Annotated in this window: 14 protein-coding genes and 1 pseudogene; all 15 read right to left on the bottom strand. The window is 68.7% G+C overall.

Translation table 11 applies throughout. The features are described 5' to 3' along the window. Window positions 1-23: 23 nt before the first annotated feature. The 15 genes and pseudogenes from trmD to mutM all read right to left on the bottom strand — a co-directional run bounded on the left by trmD (window position 24) and on the right by mutM (window position 17,358). Window positions 24-743, bottom strand: a complete 720-nt coding sequence (trmD, locus tag LQD00_RS19840; protein ID WP_232719023.1) for a tRNA (guanosine(37)-N1)-methyltransferase TrmD — start codon at window positions 741-743, stop codon at window positions 24-26. Further along, on the bottom strand, window positions 743-1,276 hold the full coding sequence (gene rimM / locus LQD00_RS19845) for a ribosome maturation factor RimM (RefSeq protein ID WP_232719025.1): 534 nt from the start codon (window positions 1,274-1,276) through the stop codon (window positions 743-745). The genes trmD and rimM overlap by 1 nt, the downstream gene beginning before the upstream one ends. Before the next feature lie 26 nt (window positions 1,277-1,302). Further along, window positions 1,303-1,545 carry an RNA-binding protein gene (locus LQD00_RS19850; RefSeq protein ID WP_004572301.1) on the bottom strand — a complete coding sequence of 81 codons (243 nt, stop codon included), beginning with the start codon at window positions 1,543-1,545 and terminating at the stop codon, window positions 1,303-1,305. Beyond that, window positions 1,542-1,991 (bottom strand): 30S ribosomal protein S16, encoded by a 450-nt coding sequence (gene rpsP, locus LQD00_RS19855; protein WP_232719027.1) that lies wholly within the window; start codon window positions 1,989-1,991, stop codon window positions 1,542-1,544. Before rpsP ends, LQD00_RS19850 begins: the two co-directional genes overlap by 4 nt. A gap of 425 nt (window positions 1,992-2,416) precedes the next feature. Continuing rightward, complete coding sequence (locus LQD00_RS19860; RefSeq protein ID WP_232719029.1) at window positions 2,417-3,511, bottom strand: amidohydrolase family protein; 1,095 nt, start codon at window positions 3,509-3,511, stop codon at window positions 2,417-2,419. A gap of 17 nt (window positions 3,512-3,528) precedes the next feature. Next, the gene (gene ffh, locus LQD00_RS19865) at window positions 3,529-5,088 is read right to left on the bottom strand and encodes a signal recognition particle protein (protein ID WP_154881893.1); all 1,560 of its coding nucleotides are present in this window, start codon (window positions 5,086-5,088) and stop codon (window positions 3,529-3,531) included. Window positions 5,089-5,125: 37 nt separating this feature from the next. After that, complete coding sequence (locus LQD00_RS19870; protein WP_232719162.1) at window positions 5,126-7,651, bottom strand: [protein-PII] uridylyltransferase; 2,526 nt, start codon at window positions 7,649-7,651, stop codon at window positions 5,126-5,128. A gap of 115 nt (window positions 7,652-7,766) precedes the next feature. After that, the gene (locus tag LQD00_RS19875; RefSeq protein WP_005198965.1) at window positions 7,767-8,105 is read right to left on the bottom strand and encodes a P-II family nitrogen regulator; all 339 of its coding nucleotides are present in this window, start codon (window positions 8,103-8,105) and stop codon (window positions 7,767-7,769) included. Between the two features lie 50 nt (window positions 8,106-8,155). After that, window positions 8,156-9,490 (bottom strand): ammonium transporter, encoded by a 1,335-nt coding sequence (locus LQD00_RS19880; RefSeq protein ID WP_232719031.1) that lies wholly within the window; start codon window positions 9,488-9,490, stop codon window positions 8,156-8,158. A 255-nt stretch (window positions 9,491-9,745) separates the two neighbouring features. Then, window positions 9,746-11,302: a signal recognition particle-docking protein FtsY gene (gene ftsY / locus LQD00_RS19885; protein WP_232719032.1), complete on the bottom strand. Its 1,557-nt coding sequence runs from the start codon at window positions 11,300-11,302 to the stop codon at window positions 9,746-9,748. Continuing rightward, window positions 11,299-14,907: a chromosome segregation protein SMC gene (gene smc / locus LQD00_RS19890; protein WP_232719033.1), complete on the bottom strand. Its 3,609-nt coding sequence runs from the start codon at window positions 14,905-14,907 to the stop codon at window positions 11,299-11,301. Before smc ends, ftsY begins: the two co-directional genes overlap by 4 nt. Before the next feature lie 44 nt (window positions 14,908-14,951). Beyond that, the gene (locus LQD00_RS19895; RefSeq protein WP_119032562.1) at window positions 14,952-15,233 is read right to left on the bottom strand and encodes an acylphosphatase; all 282 of its coding nucleotides are present in this window, start codon (window positions 15,231-15,233) and stop codon (window positions 14,952-14,954) included. 4 nt (window positions 15,234-15,237) lie between these two features. Further along, on the bottom strand, window positions 15,238-15,696 hold the full coding sequence (locus tag LQD00_RS19900; protein ID WP_006866805.1) for an OsmC family protein: 459 nt from the start codon (window positions 15,694-15,696) through the stop codon (window positions 15,238-15,240). 101 nt (window positions 15,697-15,797) lie between these two features. Then, window positions 15,798-16,474 (bottom strand): annotated as a pseudogene (locus LQD00_RS22905) (HNH endonuclease); the annotation flags it as partial. Next, a complete protein-coding gene (gene mutM / locus LQD00_RS19915) occupies window positions 16,474-17,358 on the bottom strand; it encodes a bifunctional DNA-formamidopyrimidine glycosylase/DNA-(apurinic or apyrimidinic site) lyase (protein WP_232719037.1) in 885 nt (294 codons plus the stop codon). The gene mutM and the pseudogene LQD00_RS22905, both read right to left, overlap by 1 nt. Window positions 17,359-17,360: the final 2 nt, after the last annotated feature.

Raw genomic sequence — 17,360 nt, forward strand, 5'->3', positions numbered from 1 at the left:
GTGTGCTCGAGTTGTGCCGAATCCTAGCGGTGATCCGACTCCGGGTCATCGTGGGGATTCACAGGCTCGGCGAGGAGATCCGGCCGGCGGGCGCGGGTCCGTTCGAGGGCCTGCTCATGTCGCCACCGCGCGACCTTCGCATGATCGCCGCTGAGGAGTACCGGCGGGACGTCGAGACCTCGCCAGCTCACCGGACGCGTGTAACTCGGCCCTTCGAGGAGCCCGTCGGAGAACGAATCCTCTTGGTGCGAGCGAGGATTCCCGAGAACACCGTCCATCAGTCGGACGGTTGCCTCGATCATCGCCATGACCGCGACCTCGCCGCCGATGAGGACGAAGTCACCGAGGGACACCTCTTCGACGCGCACCCGACGGGCCGCGTCGTCGAAGACACGCTGGTCGATGCCCTCATAGCGGCCGCAGGCGAAGACGAGATGTTTCTCGGTGCTCCACCGCTGGGCGGTCGCCTGCGTGAACGGCACACCGGCCGGGGTCGGGACCACGAGAAGCGCGTCGTCGGGGCACACGTCGTCGAGACACGGCCCCCACACCTCGGGCTTCATGACCATGCCGGGCCCGCCACCGTACGGCGAGTCGTCGACGCTGCGGTGCACATCGTGCGTCCAGTTCCGCAGGTCGTGGACGTCGACGCTGATGCGGCCGGCGTCGATCGCCTTGCCCAGCAACGCAACCCGGAGCGGGTCGAGATATTCGGGGAAGATCGAAACGATGTCGAGGCGCATCACTTCGCGCCGTCGGCCGAGTCCGGGTCGAGGAGACCCTCGGGCGGGTCGATGACGATGAGTTCGCGGGTCACCGTCGGCACGATCTCCCGCACGAACGGGATGAGGACCTCACGCTTGTCGGGGGTGCGCACCGACAGCAGTTCGCCGCCGGGCATGTGCAGCACCGATTCGACGACACCCACCTCGGTGCCGTCGGCGAGCTGGACCGGGACACCTTCGAGTTCGTGGTCGTAGAACTCGTCCGGGTCGTCGGACGGCTCGACCTCCGAGGAGTCGATGAGGAACAGGGTGCCGCGCAGCGCGTCGGCGGCATCGCGACTGGCGATGCCCTCGAGAGACACCAACAGCCGCCCGGAATGTTCCCGGGCGGCTGTCACGGTGAATCCACGTTCTCCGCCACCGCGCGGCAGTCGGCCGCGCAGCACCGAGCCGCGAGCGAAACGCAGTTCGGGCTCGTCGGTACGGACGTCGACGACGAGTTCGCCACGAATGCCGTGCGACTTCACGACGCGTCCGACGACGAGATCCACGATGCGTGCGTCCTGCGAGTCGGCTGTCAGCGGTCGGTGTCGACGATGTCGACGCGCATGCCGCGTCCGCCGATACCGGAGACGAGGGTGCGCAGGGCGGTGGCCGTACGACCGTTGCGGCCGATGACCTTACCCAGATCGTCGGGGTTCACGTGGACCTCGACCAGGCGTCCACGACGACCGGTGACGAGGTCGACCCGGACGTCGTCCGGGTTCGAGACGATTCCGCGGACGAGATGCTCGACCGCGTCGGCGACGACAGCGCTCACGCGTCACCCTCGGCGGCGGGGGCCTCGGCGGCAGCTTCTGCCGGGGCCTCGTCCTTCTTGGCGGCCTTCTTCTTCGGGGTGGTGGCCGCGGCGACCGGCTCGTTCTCGGCGGCGGCGAGCGCAGCGTTGAACAGGTCGAGCTTGGACGGCTTCGCCTCGGCGGTCTTCAGGGTGCCCTCGGCGCCCGGCAGGCCCTTGAACTTCTGCCAATCACCGGTGACCTTGAGGATCGCGGCAACGGGCTCGGTCGGCTGTGCGCCGACACCCAGCCAGTACTGGGCGCGCTCGGAGTCGACCTCGATCAGCGAGGGCTCTTCCTTCGGGTGGTACTTGCCGATGGTCTCGATCACCCGGCCGTTGCGGCGGGTCCGAGCGTCGGCGACGACGATGCGGTACTGCGGGTTGCGGATCTTGCCGAGCCGTGTGAGCTTGATCTTGACAGCCATGTCTTCTTCTACTTTCGTGTGGTCACTGCGCAATTCTGCGATCCACCCGGAATGGTGGACCCGGTTTTGCGTCTGTTTCGGTGTGACCGTCGGGCGGCCGTGACCGTATCCGACGAACCGTCGAGCCATTCTGCCAGACCAGAGGCCCCGGAAAGAAATCCGGGCTGACCGTCCGGAAAAGAAGCCGGCATGTGGTTGTCCACCCCGCGAGAACAACCACATGCCGTACGTCGCAAACGCCACTTGCCTACCGATGAATCGGCCCCCAGGCTTGCGCGACCCCCACCGAAACCCCGTTTCCACCCCCGGTTTCGGCGGGGTCTGCACTGTGCTGTTCGGTTCGTCCCCTTACGAACCTGTGCAACGCGGTTGCTACCTTACGCGGCAGTAGGTAAGCGCAACCAGCGGCCCGCTTGTGGTGTTGCTCACAAAATGTTTTGGCCCGAGGACACCACTGCGAGCGGATGACGCAGGACGCCCAGGTCATCGCAGGGGTTCTCGCCGTAGACCACGAAGTCGGCGCGGTCGCCGTCGGCGAGAAGGTCGGCGCCGAGCCACTGCCGAGGTTGCACGGAGGCTGCAGCGATCGCCCCGGCGTTGCCCAGACCGACCTGCGAGAGGGCCTCGATCTCGTCGACGATGCGTCCGTGCTCGACGAATCCGCCGGCGTCGGTACCGGCGAAGATCGCCACGCCGGCCTCGCGGGCGGATTCGAAGACCTTCGGTGCGTCGGCGTGCAACTTGCGCATGTGGGCGGCATAGGTCGGGAACCGCTCGGCGCCGTCGGCGATGCCCGGGAAGTTCTCCACCTGGATCATGGTGGGCACCAGGGCGATCGAGCGGTCGACGAGCTGATCGATCAGATCGGCGGTGAGCCCGGTGCCGTGTTCGATGCAGTCGACCCCGGCCCCGATGAGGTCGACGAGGGCGTCGGTGCCGAAGACGTGGGCGGTGATCCTTGCGCCGTGTTCGTGTGCGACGGCAACCGCGGCCTCGATCTGGTCTCGTGTCCACAGGGGCGCGAGGTCGCCGACCTCGCGATCGATCCAGTCCCCCACGATCTTCACCCAGCCGTCGCCGGCCTGCGCCTGGCGCGCCACCTCGGCGGCCAGCTCGTCGGGGTCGTCGAGGTCGACGCCGTAGTCGCGCAGATAGCGCTTCGGCCGGGCGATGTGCTTGCCGGAACGGATGAACCGCGGACACGCCGGGTCGTCGTCGAGCGGGTGGGTGTCGAGCGGCGACCCGACCTCGCGGATCAGCAGCGTCCCCGCGCGGGCGTCGGCGTACGCGTAACCCCGCGCCTGCTCGATGTCGACGCCGAGCCCGGGGGCGATGCCCACGTGGTTGTGGGCGTCGACGAGCCCCGGCAGAATCCAGCCGGCGTCGACGGCGGTCTCGGCGTCTGCGACGGGTGTGTGGCTGATGGTCCCACCGGTCACCCAGAACTCGACCGGTTGGCCGGTGAGCGGATCGGTGCCCCGGTAGTGACGGGCGGTGACATCCGGTGCTGGGCCATCCATTGCCGGGCCGCCCATCGCTACTTCTTCTTCTTGGGTTGGAACTGTGAGACGTCGATCCCCTCGAGACCCGGCGGCAGCTGGTCGAGTCCGGCGGGCATGTTGGACAGATCCGGGAAGCCGGCGGGCATGCCACCCGGCATCCCCGGGAAACCACCGCGCACCTTCGGCGGCGTGGGACCGCGTCCCTTGCCCTTCTTCCCCTTCTTGCCCTTGCGGTTGGACTTCCGGTTCATCCCGCCCATGCCCATGCGGCCCGACATCTGGGCCATCATCTTGCGGGCCTCGAAGAAACGGTCGACGAGCTGGTTGACCTCGCTGACGGTCACACCGGAGCCGTTGGCGATACGCAGGCGGCGGGAGGCGTTGATGATCTTCGGGTTGTCCCGCTCGGCGGGAGTCATGCCACGGATGATGGCCTGGACCCGGTCGAGCTGCTTGTCGTCGACCTGTGACAGCGCGTCCTTCATCTGGCCGGCGCCGGGCAGCATGCCCAGGATGTTGCCGATGGGGCCCATCTTGCGGATCATCAGCATCTGCTCGAGGAAGTCCTCGAGGGTCAGCTCGCCCTGCGTGATCTTGGCCGCGGCGGCCTCGGCCTGCTCGGCGTCCCAGTGCTGCTCGGCCTGTTCGATGAGACTGAGCACGTCGCCCATGCCGAGGATGCGGCTGGCCATGCGGTCGGGGTGGAAGACGTCGAAGTCCTCGAGCTTCTCACCGGAGGACGCGAACATGATCGGCTGACCGGTGACCTCACGCACCGACAGCGCGGCACCACCGCGGGCGTCGCCGTCGAGCTTGGTCAGCACGACGCCGGTGAAGCCAACGCCGTCGGCGAAGGCCTCGGCGGTGGAGACCGCGTCCTGACCGATCATCGCGTCGACGACGAACAGCACCTCGTCGGGCGTGGTCGCGTCGCGGATGTCGGAGGCCTGCTTCATCAGCTCGGAGTCGATACCCAGGCGGCCGGCGGTGTCGATGACGACGACGTCGTAGTGCTTGGTCTTCGCTTCCTCGACACCGGCGCGGGCGACCGAGACCGGGTCGCCGGAGGTGACGCCGAGTGCTCCCTCCCCACCGACGCTGGTGCCCGGGTGCGGCGCGAAGACCGGCACTCCGGCCCGCTCGCCGACGATCTGCAGCTGCGAGACCGCGCCCGGACGCTGGAGGTCACAGGCCACCAGCAGCGGTGTGTGTCCCTGCTGCTTGAGCCAGTTGCCCAGCTTGCCGGCAAGCGTCGTCTTACCGGCACCCTGCAGACCGGCCAGCATGATGACCGTCGGCGGGTTCTTCGCGAACCGCACCCGGCGGGTCTCGCCGCCGAGGATGCCGATGAGTTCCTCGTTGACGATCTTGACGACCGTCTGGGCGGGGTTCAGCGCCGCGGAGACCTCCGCACCCTTGGCCCGTTCCTTGATGCGCGCGATGAAGGCACGCACCACCGGCAGCGAGACGTCGGCCTCGAGCAGGGCGAGCCGGATCTCGCGGCAGGTGCGGTCGATGTCGGCGTCGGAGAGCCGCCCCTTGCCGCGGAGGTCCTTCAGGGCACCGGTCAACCGGTCGGAGAGGGAATCGAACATGGGTCCATCCTTCCATGTGGTTCCCCGGTCATTCCATTTAGGAGATCGGCACTCCGGACCGTCCCGTCCCGCCGGGCGTCTGCGGCCCGTCCTCCTCGTCGCGCTTGGGCTGCGGCGGCGGGCACACCGCGATGATCGCGTCGGTGAGCGTCGCACGCATCTGCTCGGTGTCCTCTGCCAGTCGCAGGCTGAAGATGTCGACGACGGTCGCGCCCAGGGTCGAGACCTTCGCCCACCGGATGTCGGCGCCGTTCCTCTCCAGGACCGAACTGACCCGGCTCAACAGCCCGATCCGGTCGTCGGACCGGACCTCGAGCAGCACCGCACCCTCGGCGGCGTCGGGCTCCGGGGCGTCGAGCCAGGTGACCCGCGGCGGCGCGACCGCGAACAGCGCGGGCACGGCGTTCTTCGGGTGACCGGCGCCGTCGACGTCGGGATCGGTGCTGCCTGCACTCGCCCCGAGGCTCACCATCGTCCCGGGCAGGGTGCTGACCGAGGCGATCGTGGGTATCGGTGAATCCCGCTCGCGCGCGTCGAGGCGCGCGAGGACGTCGATCTTGCCGTTCACCGAGGCGATGAGTTGCTGGCGGAGCAGACCCGCGTCGGGCGGACTGCCGAACATCGGCACGACGATGAAGGAGTTGATCGCCTTGCCGTCGTGGCTCTGGGCGCAGGCCTTGTGCGAGCGCAGACCGCCGAGCGCGAGCACCCCGGCCATCTTCGACAGCAGCCCGGGCTGATCCGGCGCCACCATCGTGACGTCGTAGGTGTGCTGACCGTCGGCGCGCACGAGCCGAACCGCGAAGTCCCCCTCGGCGGCGATCGCCAGCTGCTCGGGGGTCAACGGCTCGGGCACGGCCGGTGGGATGCCGTCGATGTGGCGCATGGACCGCCGGACGAGCTCGCCGATGAGTGACGCCTTCCACTCCCCCCACACGCCGGGTCCGGTCGCCCGCGAATCCGCTTCGGCCAGTGCCGCAAGGAGTTCCAGCAGCACCCGGTTGTGACCCAGTGTGGTCGCGACGAATTCGGCGGTGGCCGGGTCGTCGAGGTCGCGGCGCGTCGCGACCTGCGGCAGCAGGAGGTGATGCCGCACCATGTCGGACAGGATCGTCACGTCCTGCGGCCACAGACCGAACCGGTTGCCGATCTGGACCGCGAGTTCGGCGCCGACGATGCTGTGGTCGGCACCGCGCCCCTTGCCGAGGTCGTGGATGAGCGCTCCGAGGACGAGGAGATCGGGCCGCGAGACCCGCGTCGTCATCGACGACGCATAGGCCGCGGTCTCCACGAGGTGACGATCGACGGTCCAGGTGTGGATCGCATCGCGCGGCGGGAGGTCGCGCACCGCACCCCATTCCGGGAGCAGCCGACCCCAGAGCCCGGTGCGGTCGAGCGCCTCGATGGGGTCGACCATGTGGTGGCCCGAGCTGAGCAGGACCAGCAGGTCGCTGCGCGCCTCGGCCGGCCACGGCTCCCGCAGCTCCGGTGCGTAGTCGGCCAGTCGGCTCAGGGTCGATGCGCTGATCGGCAGGCCCGTCCGCGCCGAGGCGGCGGCCACGCGGAGGATGAGTCCGGGGTCCTTGCTCGGAATCGCGTTGCGCGCCAACACGATCTCACCGCTGTGCTCGACCACGCCCTCGTCGAGCGGACGACGCAGCGGGGAACGGCGCAGCTTGGCCAGCCCACGCCGTGGGAGGGCGTTGCCCGCCGTCCGCAGACCGACGTCGATGGAATAGCTGATGGTTCGGGCGGAGTCACTGATGACGCGCGCCAGGTCGAACCGGTCCCCGATCCGCAGTGCGGCGCCGATCTCGTCGGCGTCCTGCGCGCGTACCTGCTCGCGCGGCCGGCCGGCCGTGCGGTGCAGCTCGGTCCGGATGTCGAGCAGTCGCTGGTAGGCGACCTGTGGTCCGGCACCGGGCGAATCCGGTCGGAGGCTGGCCATCCCGTCGGTCAGCTGGGCGATCGCCAGGGCGCCGAGGAGTTGTACGTCCCGTAGCCCTCCCCGACCGTTCTTCAGATCGGGTTCGGCGCGGTGCGCGATGTCACCGGCGCGACGCCAGCGGTCCTGCGCGTGGGCGACGACCTCGGGGAAACGATTACGGATGTCGTTGCGCCACTGCTGGCGTACGCCACCGATCAACAGGCTCGACAGGTCCTCGTCGCCGGCGATGTGGCGGGCCTCGAGAAGGCCCAGGGCTGCGGTCACGTCCTCGCCGGCGACCTGCAGTGCCTGCGGTACCGTCCGGACGCTGTGATCGAGCGGGATGTTGGCGTCCCACAACGGATACCAGAGTCCGTCGGCGACCTCGGACACCCGCTCGACGGGCATGTCGTCGTGCAGCAGGATCAGGTCGAGGTCGGAGTACGGCAGCAGTTCGCCGCGTCCCAGACCGCCGACCGCGACGATCGCGAATCCGCTGTGGGGCTTGATGCCGAGTTCGGCGCCCTTGCTGGTCAGCCAGAATTCGTGCAGGTCGACGAGCACCTGGCGGAGCGCCGGTGCGTCGAGTTTCCCGTTCCGGCTCGACTCGGTGAGCTGCCGGCGGGTCTTGGCCAGGTCGGTGGCGGCTACGGGAGGCTCCTCGGTCTCGGGGGTTGAACGGTGCGGCCCCGCGCCCGACTCATCGTCGAACGCGGGGCCGCGCTGGGGTTCAGAAAGGGCACGAGCTCACTTACAGAGCGTCGCCGCCGCGCTCGCCGGTGCGGACCCGCACCACCGACTCGACCGGCGAAACCCACACCTTGCCGTCACCGATCTTGCCGGTACGGGCGGCCTCGACGATCACATCGACGACCTTGTCCACGGCCGAGTCGTCCACGACGACCTCGACACGGACCTTGGGCACGAAGTCGACCGAGTACTCGGCGCCGCGGTAGACCTCGGTGTGGCCCTTCTGGCGTCCGTAGCCCTGGACCTCGCTGACGGTCATGCCCAGGATTCCCGCCTGCTCCAGGCCGGCCTTGACGTCCTCGAGCGTGAACGGCTTGACGATTGCAGTGATCAGCTTCATTTGTTATCCCTCTCCACGGGTGTCAGCGTAGTAGCGATTTGGCTCGAGCGTCATGCCAGCTCGTAGGCAGTCTCAGCGTGTTCTGCCTCGTCGATGCCGCTCTTCTCGTCCTCATCGCTGACGCGCCAGCCGAGCGGCTTGAGGGCGAAGGCGATGATCGCGGTCAGGACACCGGTGAACACGAGGGCGAACAGCGCGATCACGACCTGCACGACCAGCTGCTTGTAGTCGCCACCCCAGAAGAGGCCGACGTCCTTGGCCAGGAAGCCGATTCCGACGGTGCCCCAGAGGCCGGCGACCAGGTGGACGCCGACGACGTCGAGCGAGTCGTCGTAGCCGAACTTGTTCTTCATGCCGATGGCGAGGGCAGCCAGGGCACCGGCGATGACACCCAGGATCAGCGAGCCGACGGGGGTCAGCGCACCACAGGCCGGGGTGATCGCGACCAGGCCGGCCACGATGCCCGACGCGGCGCCGACGCTGGTGGCGTGCTTGTCGCGGACGAGCTCGACTGCGAGCCAGCCGATCATCGCGGCAGCGGTGGCAGCGGTGGTGTTGACCCAGACCAGACCGGTCACGGCGTCGGCCGCGAGCTCGGAACCGGCGTTGAAGCCGAACCAGCCGAACCACAGGAGTGCGGCGCCGAGCATGACGAACGGGATGTTGTGCGGACGGTAGGCGGTGCGGCCGAATCCGGCGCGGGCGCCGACGACCAGGGCCAGGACCAGTGCTGCCATACCTGCGTTGATGTGGACCACGGTGCCGCCGGCGAAGTCGATCGGTGCGACGTTGGCCTCACCGTCGGTGCTGCCGAACATCCACGACGCGAAGCCGTTCTCGGCACCCGACATGATGCCGCCACCCCAGACCATGTGGGAGAGCGGGAAGTACACGACGGTCGCCCAGATGACTGTGAAGACCGTCCAGGTGGCGAACTTGACGCGCTCGGCGAGCGCGCCCGAGATGAGGGCCACGGTGATCACCGCGAACGTGAGCTGGAAGCCCATGAACACGAAGGACGGGATCGTCATACCGCCGGTCACGACCAGTTCGGTGTCGTCCGGGCCGGGGATCACGTCGGCCAGCTGGCCGGACCCGAAGAGCGCGAACGGGTTCGAGAACAGACCGGCGATGTCGTCATCCCCGGTGATGCCGTTGCCGAAAGCCATCGAGAAGCCCCAGAGGACGTACACGACGCTGACGGTGGCCAGCGAGATGAAGGACATCATCATCATGTTGAGCACGGACTTGCCTCGAGCGAGTCCGCCATAGAAGAACGCGAGTCCGGGTGTCATCAACAGCACCAACGCGGCGCTCGTGACGATCCACGCGGTGTCGCCGGTGTCGAATGCGCCGAACGCTTCTTCTGGCAGCGCCAAAACCACTGTAGAAACCTCCTCAGGATGCGCCGACGGCTCGGCGCCTCCAAAGAGACTGTCGGCACTCGGTTTCAGCAGTGGTGCCTTCACGTTTCGGGCACGTAACCCGATGAACGATTTATATTTCGCTCAGGTAAATCGCGAGGACGCTTCTGAGGGCCGTCTCAGTTTCGTCGGAGCACTTCTAGCCCGAGGTTGCCGATCGCGAATCGATTTCACACCAGTGCGGGCGACCATCGGCGGGTTCTCACAGCAGGGGTCTCACAGCAGTGCGTCGACGAAGGCCTCCGGCTCGAAGGGGGCCAGATCGTCCGCGCCCTCCCCCAGACCGACCAGTTTCACCGGCACGCCGAGCTCCTTCTGGACGTGGAAGACGATGCCACCCTTGGCCGTGCCGTCGAGCTTGGTCAGCACCACCCCGGTGATGTCGACGACCTCGGCGAACACGCGCGCCTGCATCAGGCCGTTCTGGCCGACGGTGGCGTCGAGCACGAGCAACACCTCGTCGACGGGCGCCTTCTTCTCAACCACGCGCTTGACCTTGCCCAGCTCGTCCATCAGACCGGTCTTGGTGTGCAGGCGGCCGGCGGTGTCGATCATGACGACGTCGACGCCCGTGGCGATACCGCGGTCGACCGCGTCGAACGCCACCGCGGCCGGATCGGCCTGCTCCTTGCCGCGCACGATCTCCGCACCGACCCGCTCACCCCAGGTCTGCAGCTGGTCGGCGGCGGCCGCACGGAAGGTGTCGGCGGCACCCAGCAGCACGCGACGCCCGTCGGCCACCAGGACGCGGGCCAGCTTGCCCGTCGTCGTGGTCTTGCCGGTGCCGTTGACCCCGACCACGAGCACGACGGCCGGACGGCCCGCATGCGGCAGCGCACGGATCGACCGGTCGAGGGTCGGATCGAGCTGCTCGACGAGCACGCGCTTCAGCAGTGCCCGAGCCTCCCCCGCGTTCTTCACCGGGTTGGCGGCCAGTTCGGTACGGAGGTTCTCGACGACGGTCATCGTGGTTGCCGTCCCGAGGTCGGCCATCAGCAGGGTGTCCTCGATCTCCTCCCAGCTGTCCTCGTCGAGGTCGCCGGCACCGAGCAGGCCGAGCACGCTCTTGCCGATCGCCCCCTGCGACCGCGACAGCCGTCCGCGCAGCTTGCCCAGCCGCCCGGCAGTCGGCGCGATCTCCTCGCGCGGCGGTACCGCCACCGCGCCCGATGCATCGTCGGGGGCCGCGGTCTCGGGGGTCGCGGTCTCGGGGGCGTCGACAACCGGCTCTTCGACGACCGGCGGCTCGATGACCGGCTCCTCGACGACCGGGGCCTCGGCCGCCTCCGGCGCCACCGTTTCCGGCTCTGCGACCTTTGCCTCCGGCTCGGTCGTCTCGGGCTCGGTGGTCTCGGGTTCTGCCTCGGCCGGCTCGATCACGTCCGGTAGGGACACCTCGGTGATCCCGCGGCGGTGGGAGTCGCGCGGCACCGCGGCGTCGTCGCCGACCGTGGGCTGGCCGTCGACGTCGGTGCGCTCCTCGACCGGCTGGACCGGCGGCTCGGGCTCGGGCTGCGGCTTGCGCGGCGGTTCCGGCTTGCGTGACGGCGGTTCGGCCAGGGCCGTATCACCCCGGCTGAAACTGAAGCCCGACCCCGCCTGATAGCCCCCGGACCGGTCGACCTGGCGTGTGGTGCCGTCGACGATCTCCGGCTGCGTCTCGGTGTCGGACAGCGAGATGCGACGACGACGCGCCAGCACCAGTCCGAGCGCGATCAGCGCGGCGATGACGACCACCGCGATGACGATCCCGATGATGATTCCGGTGTTCACTGGCTGGTGTCCTCCTGTTGAGCCACGGGCATGTTGACGCCGCGCATGCGTTGCGAGATGACGGTCGTGATGCCGTCCCCGCGCATGCTGACGCCGTAGAGGGCGTCGGCAATCTGCATCGTGGGCTTCTGATGTGTGATGACGATCAGCTGCGACTTCTCCCGCAACTGCTCGAACAGCTTGATGAGCCGGCGCAGGTTGGTGTCGTCGAGCGCCGCCTCGACCTCGTCCATGACGTAGAACGGCGACGGGCGGGCGCGGAAGATCGCCACGAGCATCGCGACCGCGGTCAGGGACTTCTCCCCGCCCGACAGCAGCGACAGCCTCTTCACCTTCTTACCCGGTGGCCGGGCCTCCACCTCGATGCCGGTGGTCAGCATGTCGTTGGGCTCGGTCAGCACGAGCCGTCCCTCGCCGCCGGGGAACAGTGTCTCGAAGACCTGTCCGAACTCGCGCTCGACGTCGGCGTAGGCCTCGGTGAACACCTGCAGGATGCGGGCGTCCACCTCCTCGACCACGTCGAGCAGGTCCTTCCGGGCGGCCTTCACGTCCTCGAGCTGCGAGGACAGGAAGTTGTAGCGCTCCTCCAGCGCCGCGAACTCCTCGAGCGCGAGCGGGTTGACCTTGCCGAGCGTGTTGAGATCCTTCTGCGCCTTCTTCGCGCGGGCCTCCTGGGTGGCGCGGTCGTACGGCATGGGCGCCGGGGCCACCACCTGGTCGCCGCGCGCCTTGGCCTCCTCGTACTCCTGCATCTCCAGGGCCGAGGGCGGCATCGGGACATCGGGACCGTATTCGGCGATCAGGTCGTCGGGTGACATCGCGAACGTGTCGAGGATCTGCTCCTCGAGCTGCTCGATGCGCAGGGCCACCTGGGCACGGGCCACCTCGTCGCGATGGACGGTGTCGCGCAACGAGTTCAGCGTGGTGGTCAGCTCGCCGGCCCGTACGCGCAGCTCGTCGAGCGTCGCCGACCGCGCGATCCGGATCTCCTCGAGTTCGTCGCGACCTGCCTGCGCCGATGCGACCGCGGACGCGAGTCGTTCGGCGACCTGGGCACCGGCCCGTTCGACCGCCGCTGCGACACCCGCGGCCTGCCGGCGGATCTCGTCCTGCCGACGCGCCCGTTCCCGGGCCTCGCGCTCACGCTGGGCGGCGCGACGCAGGGAGTCGGCCTTGCCGCGCACCGAGGCGAGGCGTTCCTCGGCGGTGCGCAGCGCCAGACGCGCCTCCATCTCGGTTCCGCGCGCGATCCCGACCGCCGCCGCGGCCGTGGACCGTTCCGAGTCGTCGGCCGCCATCTCCGGTCCCAAATCCGATTCGTCACGGGCGAGCCGTAGGCGCTCCTCGAGTTCGTGGAGGGACTCCAGGGCCTCTGCTCGGTTCTTCTCCAGCAGGTTGCGCTGACGCGTGAGGCGATCCGCCTCCGCACGGGCGGTGCGGATCTCGTGGCCTAGTCGGGCCATCTGCTCGTAGGCGGCGCCGACGCTGGAATCCGATTCGTGCAGCGCGGCGAGCGCCTCCTCTGCTGCTTCCCGCCGCTCGCGCTGCTCGGCGAGGGCACCGTCGAGTGCGGCTTCCAGTTCTTCGACGCGGCGCCGGGTGGCGGCGAGTTCCTCGGTCGCGGCGTCGATGGCCGACTGCACCTCGAGCGTCGACGGTCGTCGCGACGAGCCGCCCTCGATCGACGCGGGTCCGATCCGGTCGCCGGCATGGGTGACCACCCGCACGCCGAGGCGGCGGGCGATCTCGAGTCCCTGGGCGGGGTCGTCGACGATGACGGTGTCGGCGAGGACGGTGTCGATCGCGTTGCGGATCTCCGGCCCGCAGGTCACCGCGGAAGCCGCCCAGCGAGCGCCGTCGGGAAGGGCGACGTCGCGTTGCCGTACGGGCTCGGTGAGGCCGCCGCAGATCAGCGCGGCCCGTCCCCCGTCGCCGGACTTGAGGGCTTCGAGGGCGCGGACGGCCGCCATGCCGTCGACGGTGACGATGCCGTCGACCGCGGGGCCGAGTGCACCGGCGATGGCGGTCTCGAAGCCGGGCTCGACGGTGAGCAGCTCCGACATCGGTCCGAGCAGGCCGTCAGGCGCGTTGTCGAGCAGCCAGGCTCCACCGTCGTTGCGTTCCAGACCCATGGCGAGGGCCTCGACGCGTGCCGACAGCGAGGCGATGGACTGCTCGGCTTCACGGTGCTCGGCCTGCAGGGTGGCGACACGTTCGTTGGACAGGTTCAGCGCGGCGACGCACCGCTCATGGTGTTCGTCGAGGGCCTGCTCGGAGGCCTCCAGCTGCGCGAGTTCACCGGCAGCCGAATCCTGCTGCGATGCAGCATTTTCCGCACGCTCGGTGGCGTGTGCGATGGCGGCCGTCAGACGGTCGGCCTCGGCGTCGGTCGACTCCGACCGCGTCCGCAGGTTGTCGACCTGACCCTCGAGACGGGCCAGCCCCTCTCGACGGTCGGCGATGGCCTGGACGGCGGCCAGATGTGCGGCTTCCGCCGCCTCGGCGATCGACTCGCGTTCCCGGAGCACCTCGCGGGCCGTCTCGAGCTGTTCGGCGGCGATCTCGACGCCTTCGGTGAGCTCGGCCTCGAGTTCGGCGGCTTCGAGGGCCTGTTCCTCGAGTTCCTCGGGATCGGGGCCGGTGGCCTCGGCGGTGGCCTCGCTCAGGTAGCGGCTGCGCTCGGCGGCGACCCGGCGGGTCGCGTCGACGCGTTCGGCGAGTGCCGACAGCCGGAACCACGCGCGGCTCGCGGCCGCGGCGGCCGGGGTGACCTCGGCGAGATGCTGTTCGTGTTCGGTGACCTGCGCGTTGGCCTCGTCGAGTTGCTCGGCCACCTCGTCCTGACGGCGCCGGACCTCGTCCTCGACGGCGGCGTGCTCGGCCATCTCGGCTCGGCGGATCACCAGGTCGTCGGCCGCGAGGCGCAGCCGGGCGTCGCGGAGATCGGCCTGCACGGTCTGTGCCCGGCGGGCGACCTCGGCCTGCCGGCCGAGCGGCTTGAGCTGGCGTCGAAGCTCGGCCGTGAGGTCGGTCAGCCGCGCCAGGTTGGCCTGCATCGCGTCGAGCTTGCGGACAGCCTTTTCCTTGCGTTTGCGGTGCTTGAGGACGCCTGCGGCCTCCTCGATGAACGCACGACGGTCTTCGGGACGCGACTCGAGGATCGCCGACAGACGACCCTGACCGACGATGACGTGCATCTCGCGGCCGATACCGGAGTCGGAGAGCAGTTCCTGCACGTCCATGAGGCGGCAGGTGTTGCCGTTGATCTCGTACTCGCCGGCGCCGTCGCGGAACATGCGGCGGGTGATCGAGACCTCGGAGTACTCGATCGGGAGGGCGCCGTCGGCGTTGTCGATGGTGAGCGTGACCTCCGCACGTCCCAGCGGCGGACGTCCGGAGGTGCCGGCGAAGATCACGTCCTGCATCTTCCCGCCGCGCAGCGCCTTCGCGCCCTGTTCGCCCATGACCCAGGTCAGGGCGTCGACGACGTTGGACTTACCCGAGCCGTTGGGACCGACGACGCACGTGATACCCGGCTCGAAGCGCAGGGTCGTCGCCGAGGCGAACGACTTGAAGCCCTTCAGGGTCAGGCTTTTGAGGTGCACGACGGTACAGACTACTCACCATCGCGACGTGTTTCGGGGAGCGCTCACCGTTCGAGGAAGCCGGTCAGGTCTCCGCGCGCCGGGTCGAGGCTGTCGACGACCAGATCGACCCGGCCCGGGGTCTCACCGGACCGCAGCGCATCGAGCAGTGCCAGCACTTTGTCGCGGGGCCCCTCGGCCACGACGTGCACCCGTCCGTCGGCCTGATTCGACGCGTAACCGACCAGACCGAGCTCCAGCGCCCGCGACCGCGTCCACCATCGGAAGCCCACGCCCTGGACGTGTCCGTGCACGAATGCGGACAGCCGGACCGTGTCGGTGGTCACGGTGTCAGTCCGTCTCGATCTTCAGGTCGACCTCGGCGCCGGCCTTGATGGTGCGTCCGACGGTGCACACCGCGTCGATGGCACGTTCGACGACGACGAGCAGTCGCTGTGCGGCGTCGGGGTCGAGTTCGGAGAGGTCGACCTCGAGGATCTCCTCGATCCGCGGGTACACCTCGTTCTCCCGGTCGGCGTCACCGCTGACACGGATCGTGGCGTCGTAGTCGTCGCCGAGACGCCGCGACAGCGGCCGGTCCGAGGACATGCCGGTGCAGGCCGCGAGCGCGATCTTCAGCAACTCGCCAGGGGTGAAGACGCCCTCCACATCCTGCGAGCCGATCAGCACCTCGGCGCCGCGCGAGCTGCGCCCGGTGTATCGCCGGGTCCCGGTGCGCTCGACCCAGAGGTCGGTGTGTGCCGGCTCACCGGTCCCGGCCGGGGCGGCGGTGTTCTGTTCGATCGTCATGCTGGGATGAGTCCTCTCAGGCGGCGGGGCGGCGCTGGCACCGCTGACCATAGTAAGAGCCGTGGATCGGAATGAATTCCCGAGCCGGTCGCCACGGGCCGTCAGGCCGCTGCCGACTCCGTGCTTGCGTTGCGTTCCTTCCATTCCCACACCGCGTAGATCACCTCGGTCGCATATCCGAGGTCGAGCTGGCCGCCACCCACCGGCACCGTCGCCTCCGCCGCGATCCGCCTGTCCGGCTGCCACAGTCCTGGCGCGCGTGTCGATGGGCTCACCTCGATCACCGAACCACTTGGTATGTGGAACGAAAACCGTTGCGAGCCATGGCCAATGATACTGAACTCACCCCGATGCAACGCACGGTGACAGCTTCCGCCAACGCCAACTTTCCTGGTGCGCCGGAAACCCTGCTGGACAACGCCTTCCGATCCGCAGCACCGCAGTGCGCCTCCTCCAACCCGGCCTCCGACAGTGCCGGCCCATCATCGAGGTGAGCAGGTTCCTCACCTTCAACGGTATGGATCAAGATCTCGGCTCCCGGTGCGAGATCAGGCATCGCAATCCCGTCGTGCACCATGTCGGTCATCGCCACCACCGCCGGCGCCAGATTCGACGGCACATTCCGCCACAGGTCCCGACGATTCGCCGGCTTCACCTCGGAATCCCGTTCACCATCACGGTTTCCGACTCTCGCAGCTCCGCCCGGACCGCACCGGCAAGAAAGCCGGGCACCGTCGAGCGGAGACAGCGTCAGCGACACAGACAAGGAGCCATCCGCTACCGAGCGGCGTCACTTCCGCGTCTCGGCGGTCTCTGACACTTCGGGCAGAAATAAGAGCTGCGGTTCATGAAAGATTCCCGGCGCATGATGGCCCCGCAGCGGCGACACGGCTGTCCTTCGCGCCCATAGGCATTCAAAGACCGCTCGAAGTACCCCGACTGGCCGTTGACGTTCACGTACAGCGCGTCGAACGAGGTGCCGCCGACCTCGACCGCCTCGGTCATCACCGCGGTGGCGGCGTCGATCAGCTCGAGCAGCTTCTTGCGCGAGATCGTCTCGGCGATGCGTCTACCGTGCAGCCGGGCGCGCCACAGCGCCTCGTCGGCGTAGATGTTGCCGACGCCGGAGATGACGGTCTGGTCGAGCAGGACCCGTTTGATCTCGGAGTGTTTGGCGCGCATACGCGATACGACGGCCGCAGCGTCGAAGGCCGGGTCGAAGGGGTCGGGGGCGATGTGTGCCACCGACACCGGGATGTCGGCGGCGTCATCGGAGACCGCATAGTCGTCGAGATGCCAGCCACCGAAGGTGCGCTGATCGACGAAACGCAGTTCGTTGTCGTCGTCGAGGATTGCGCGGATCCGGAGGTGGGTGTGATCGGGCGCCCCGTCGCGGGCGATGAGCATCTGACCACTCATACCGAGATGGACGACAAGAGCGGCACGGTCGGTGTCGTCGGCGACGTCGATCCACATGTACTTGCCGCGACGACGCACCCCGGTGACGTGTTTACCCGCCAGGCGACCGATCAGATCGGGTTCGCCGCCGACGTGGCGACGGGCGGCACGGGGATGGAGGACCTCGACCGCGGTCACCGTCCGCCCGGTCAGATGCTTCTCGAGGCCCATGCGGACGGTCTCGACCTCGGGGAGTTCAGGCATGC

It is taken from the genome of Gordonia metallireducens, from assembly GCF_021245825.1.
GTDB classification, from domain to species: Bacteria; Actinomycetota; Actinomycetes; order Mycobacteriales; family Mycobacteriaceae; genus Gordonia; species Gordonia namibiensis.

What these genes read in the sequence shown, in the direction of transcription:
- rpsP (WP_232719027.1), bottom strand. Translation starts at nt 1,991, where the DNA reads ATGGCTGTCAAGATCAAGCTCACACGGCTCGGCAAGATCCGCAACCCG.
- trmD (WP_232719023.1), bottom strand. Translation starts at nt 743, where the DNA reads ATGCGCCTCGACATCGTTTCGATCTTCCCCGAATATCTCGACCCGCTC.
- mutM (WP_232719037.1), bottom strand. Translation starts at nt 17,358, where the DNA reads ATGCCTGAACTCCCCGAGGTCGAGACCGTCCGCATGGGCCTCGAGAAG.
- LQD00_RS19860 (WP_232719029.1), bottom strand. Translation starts at nt 3,511, where the DNA reads ATGGATGGCCCAGCACCGGATGTCACCGCCCGTCACTACCGGGGCACC.
- ffh (WP_154881893.1), bottom strand. Translation starts at nt 5,088, where the DNA reads ATGTTCGATTCCCTCTCCGACCGGTTGACCGGTGCCCTGAAGGACCTC.
- LQD00_RS19900 (WP_006866805.1), bottom strand. Translation starts at nt 15,696, where the DNA reads ATGACGATCGAACAGAACACCGCCGCCCCGGCCGGGACCGGTGAGCCG.
- LQD00_RS19875 (WP_005198965.1), bottom strand. Translation starts at nt 8,105, where the DNA reads ATGAAGCTGATCACTGCAATCGTCAAGCCGTTCACGCTCGAGGACGTC.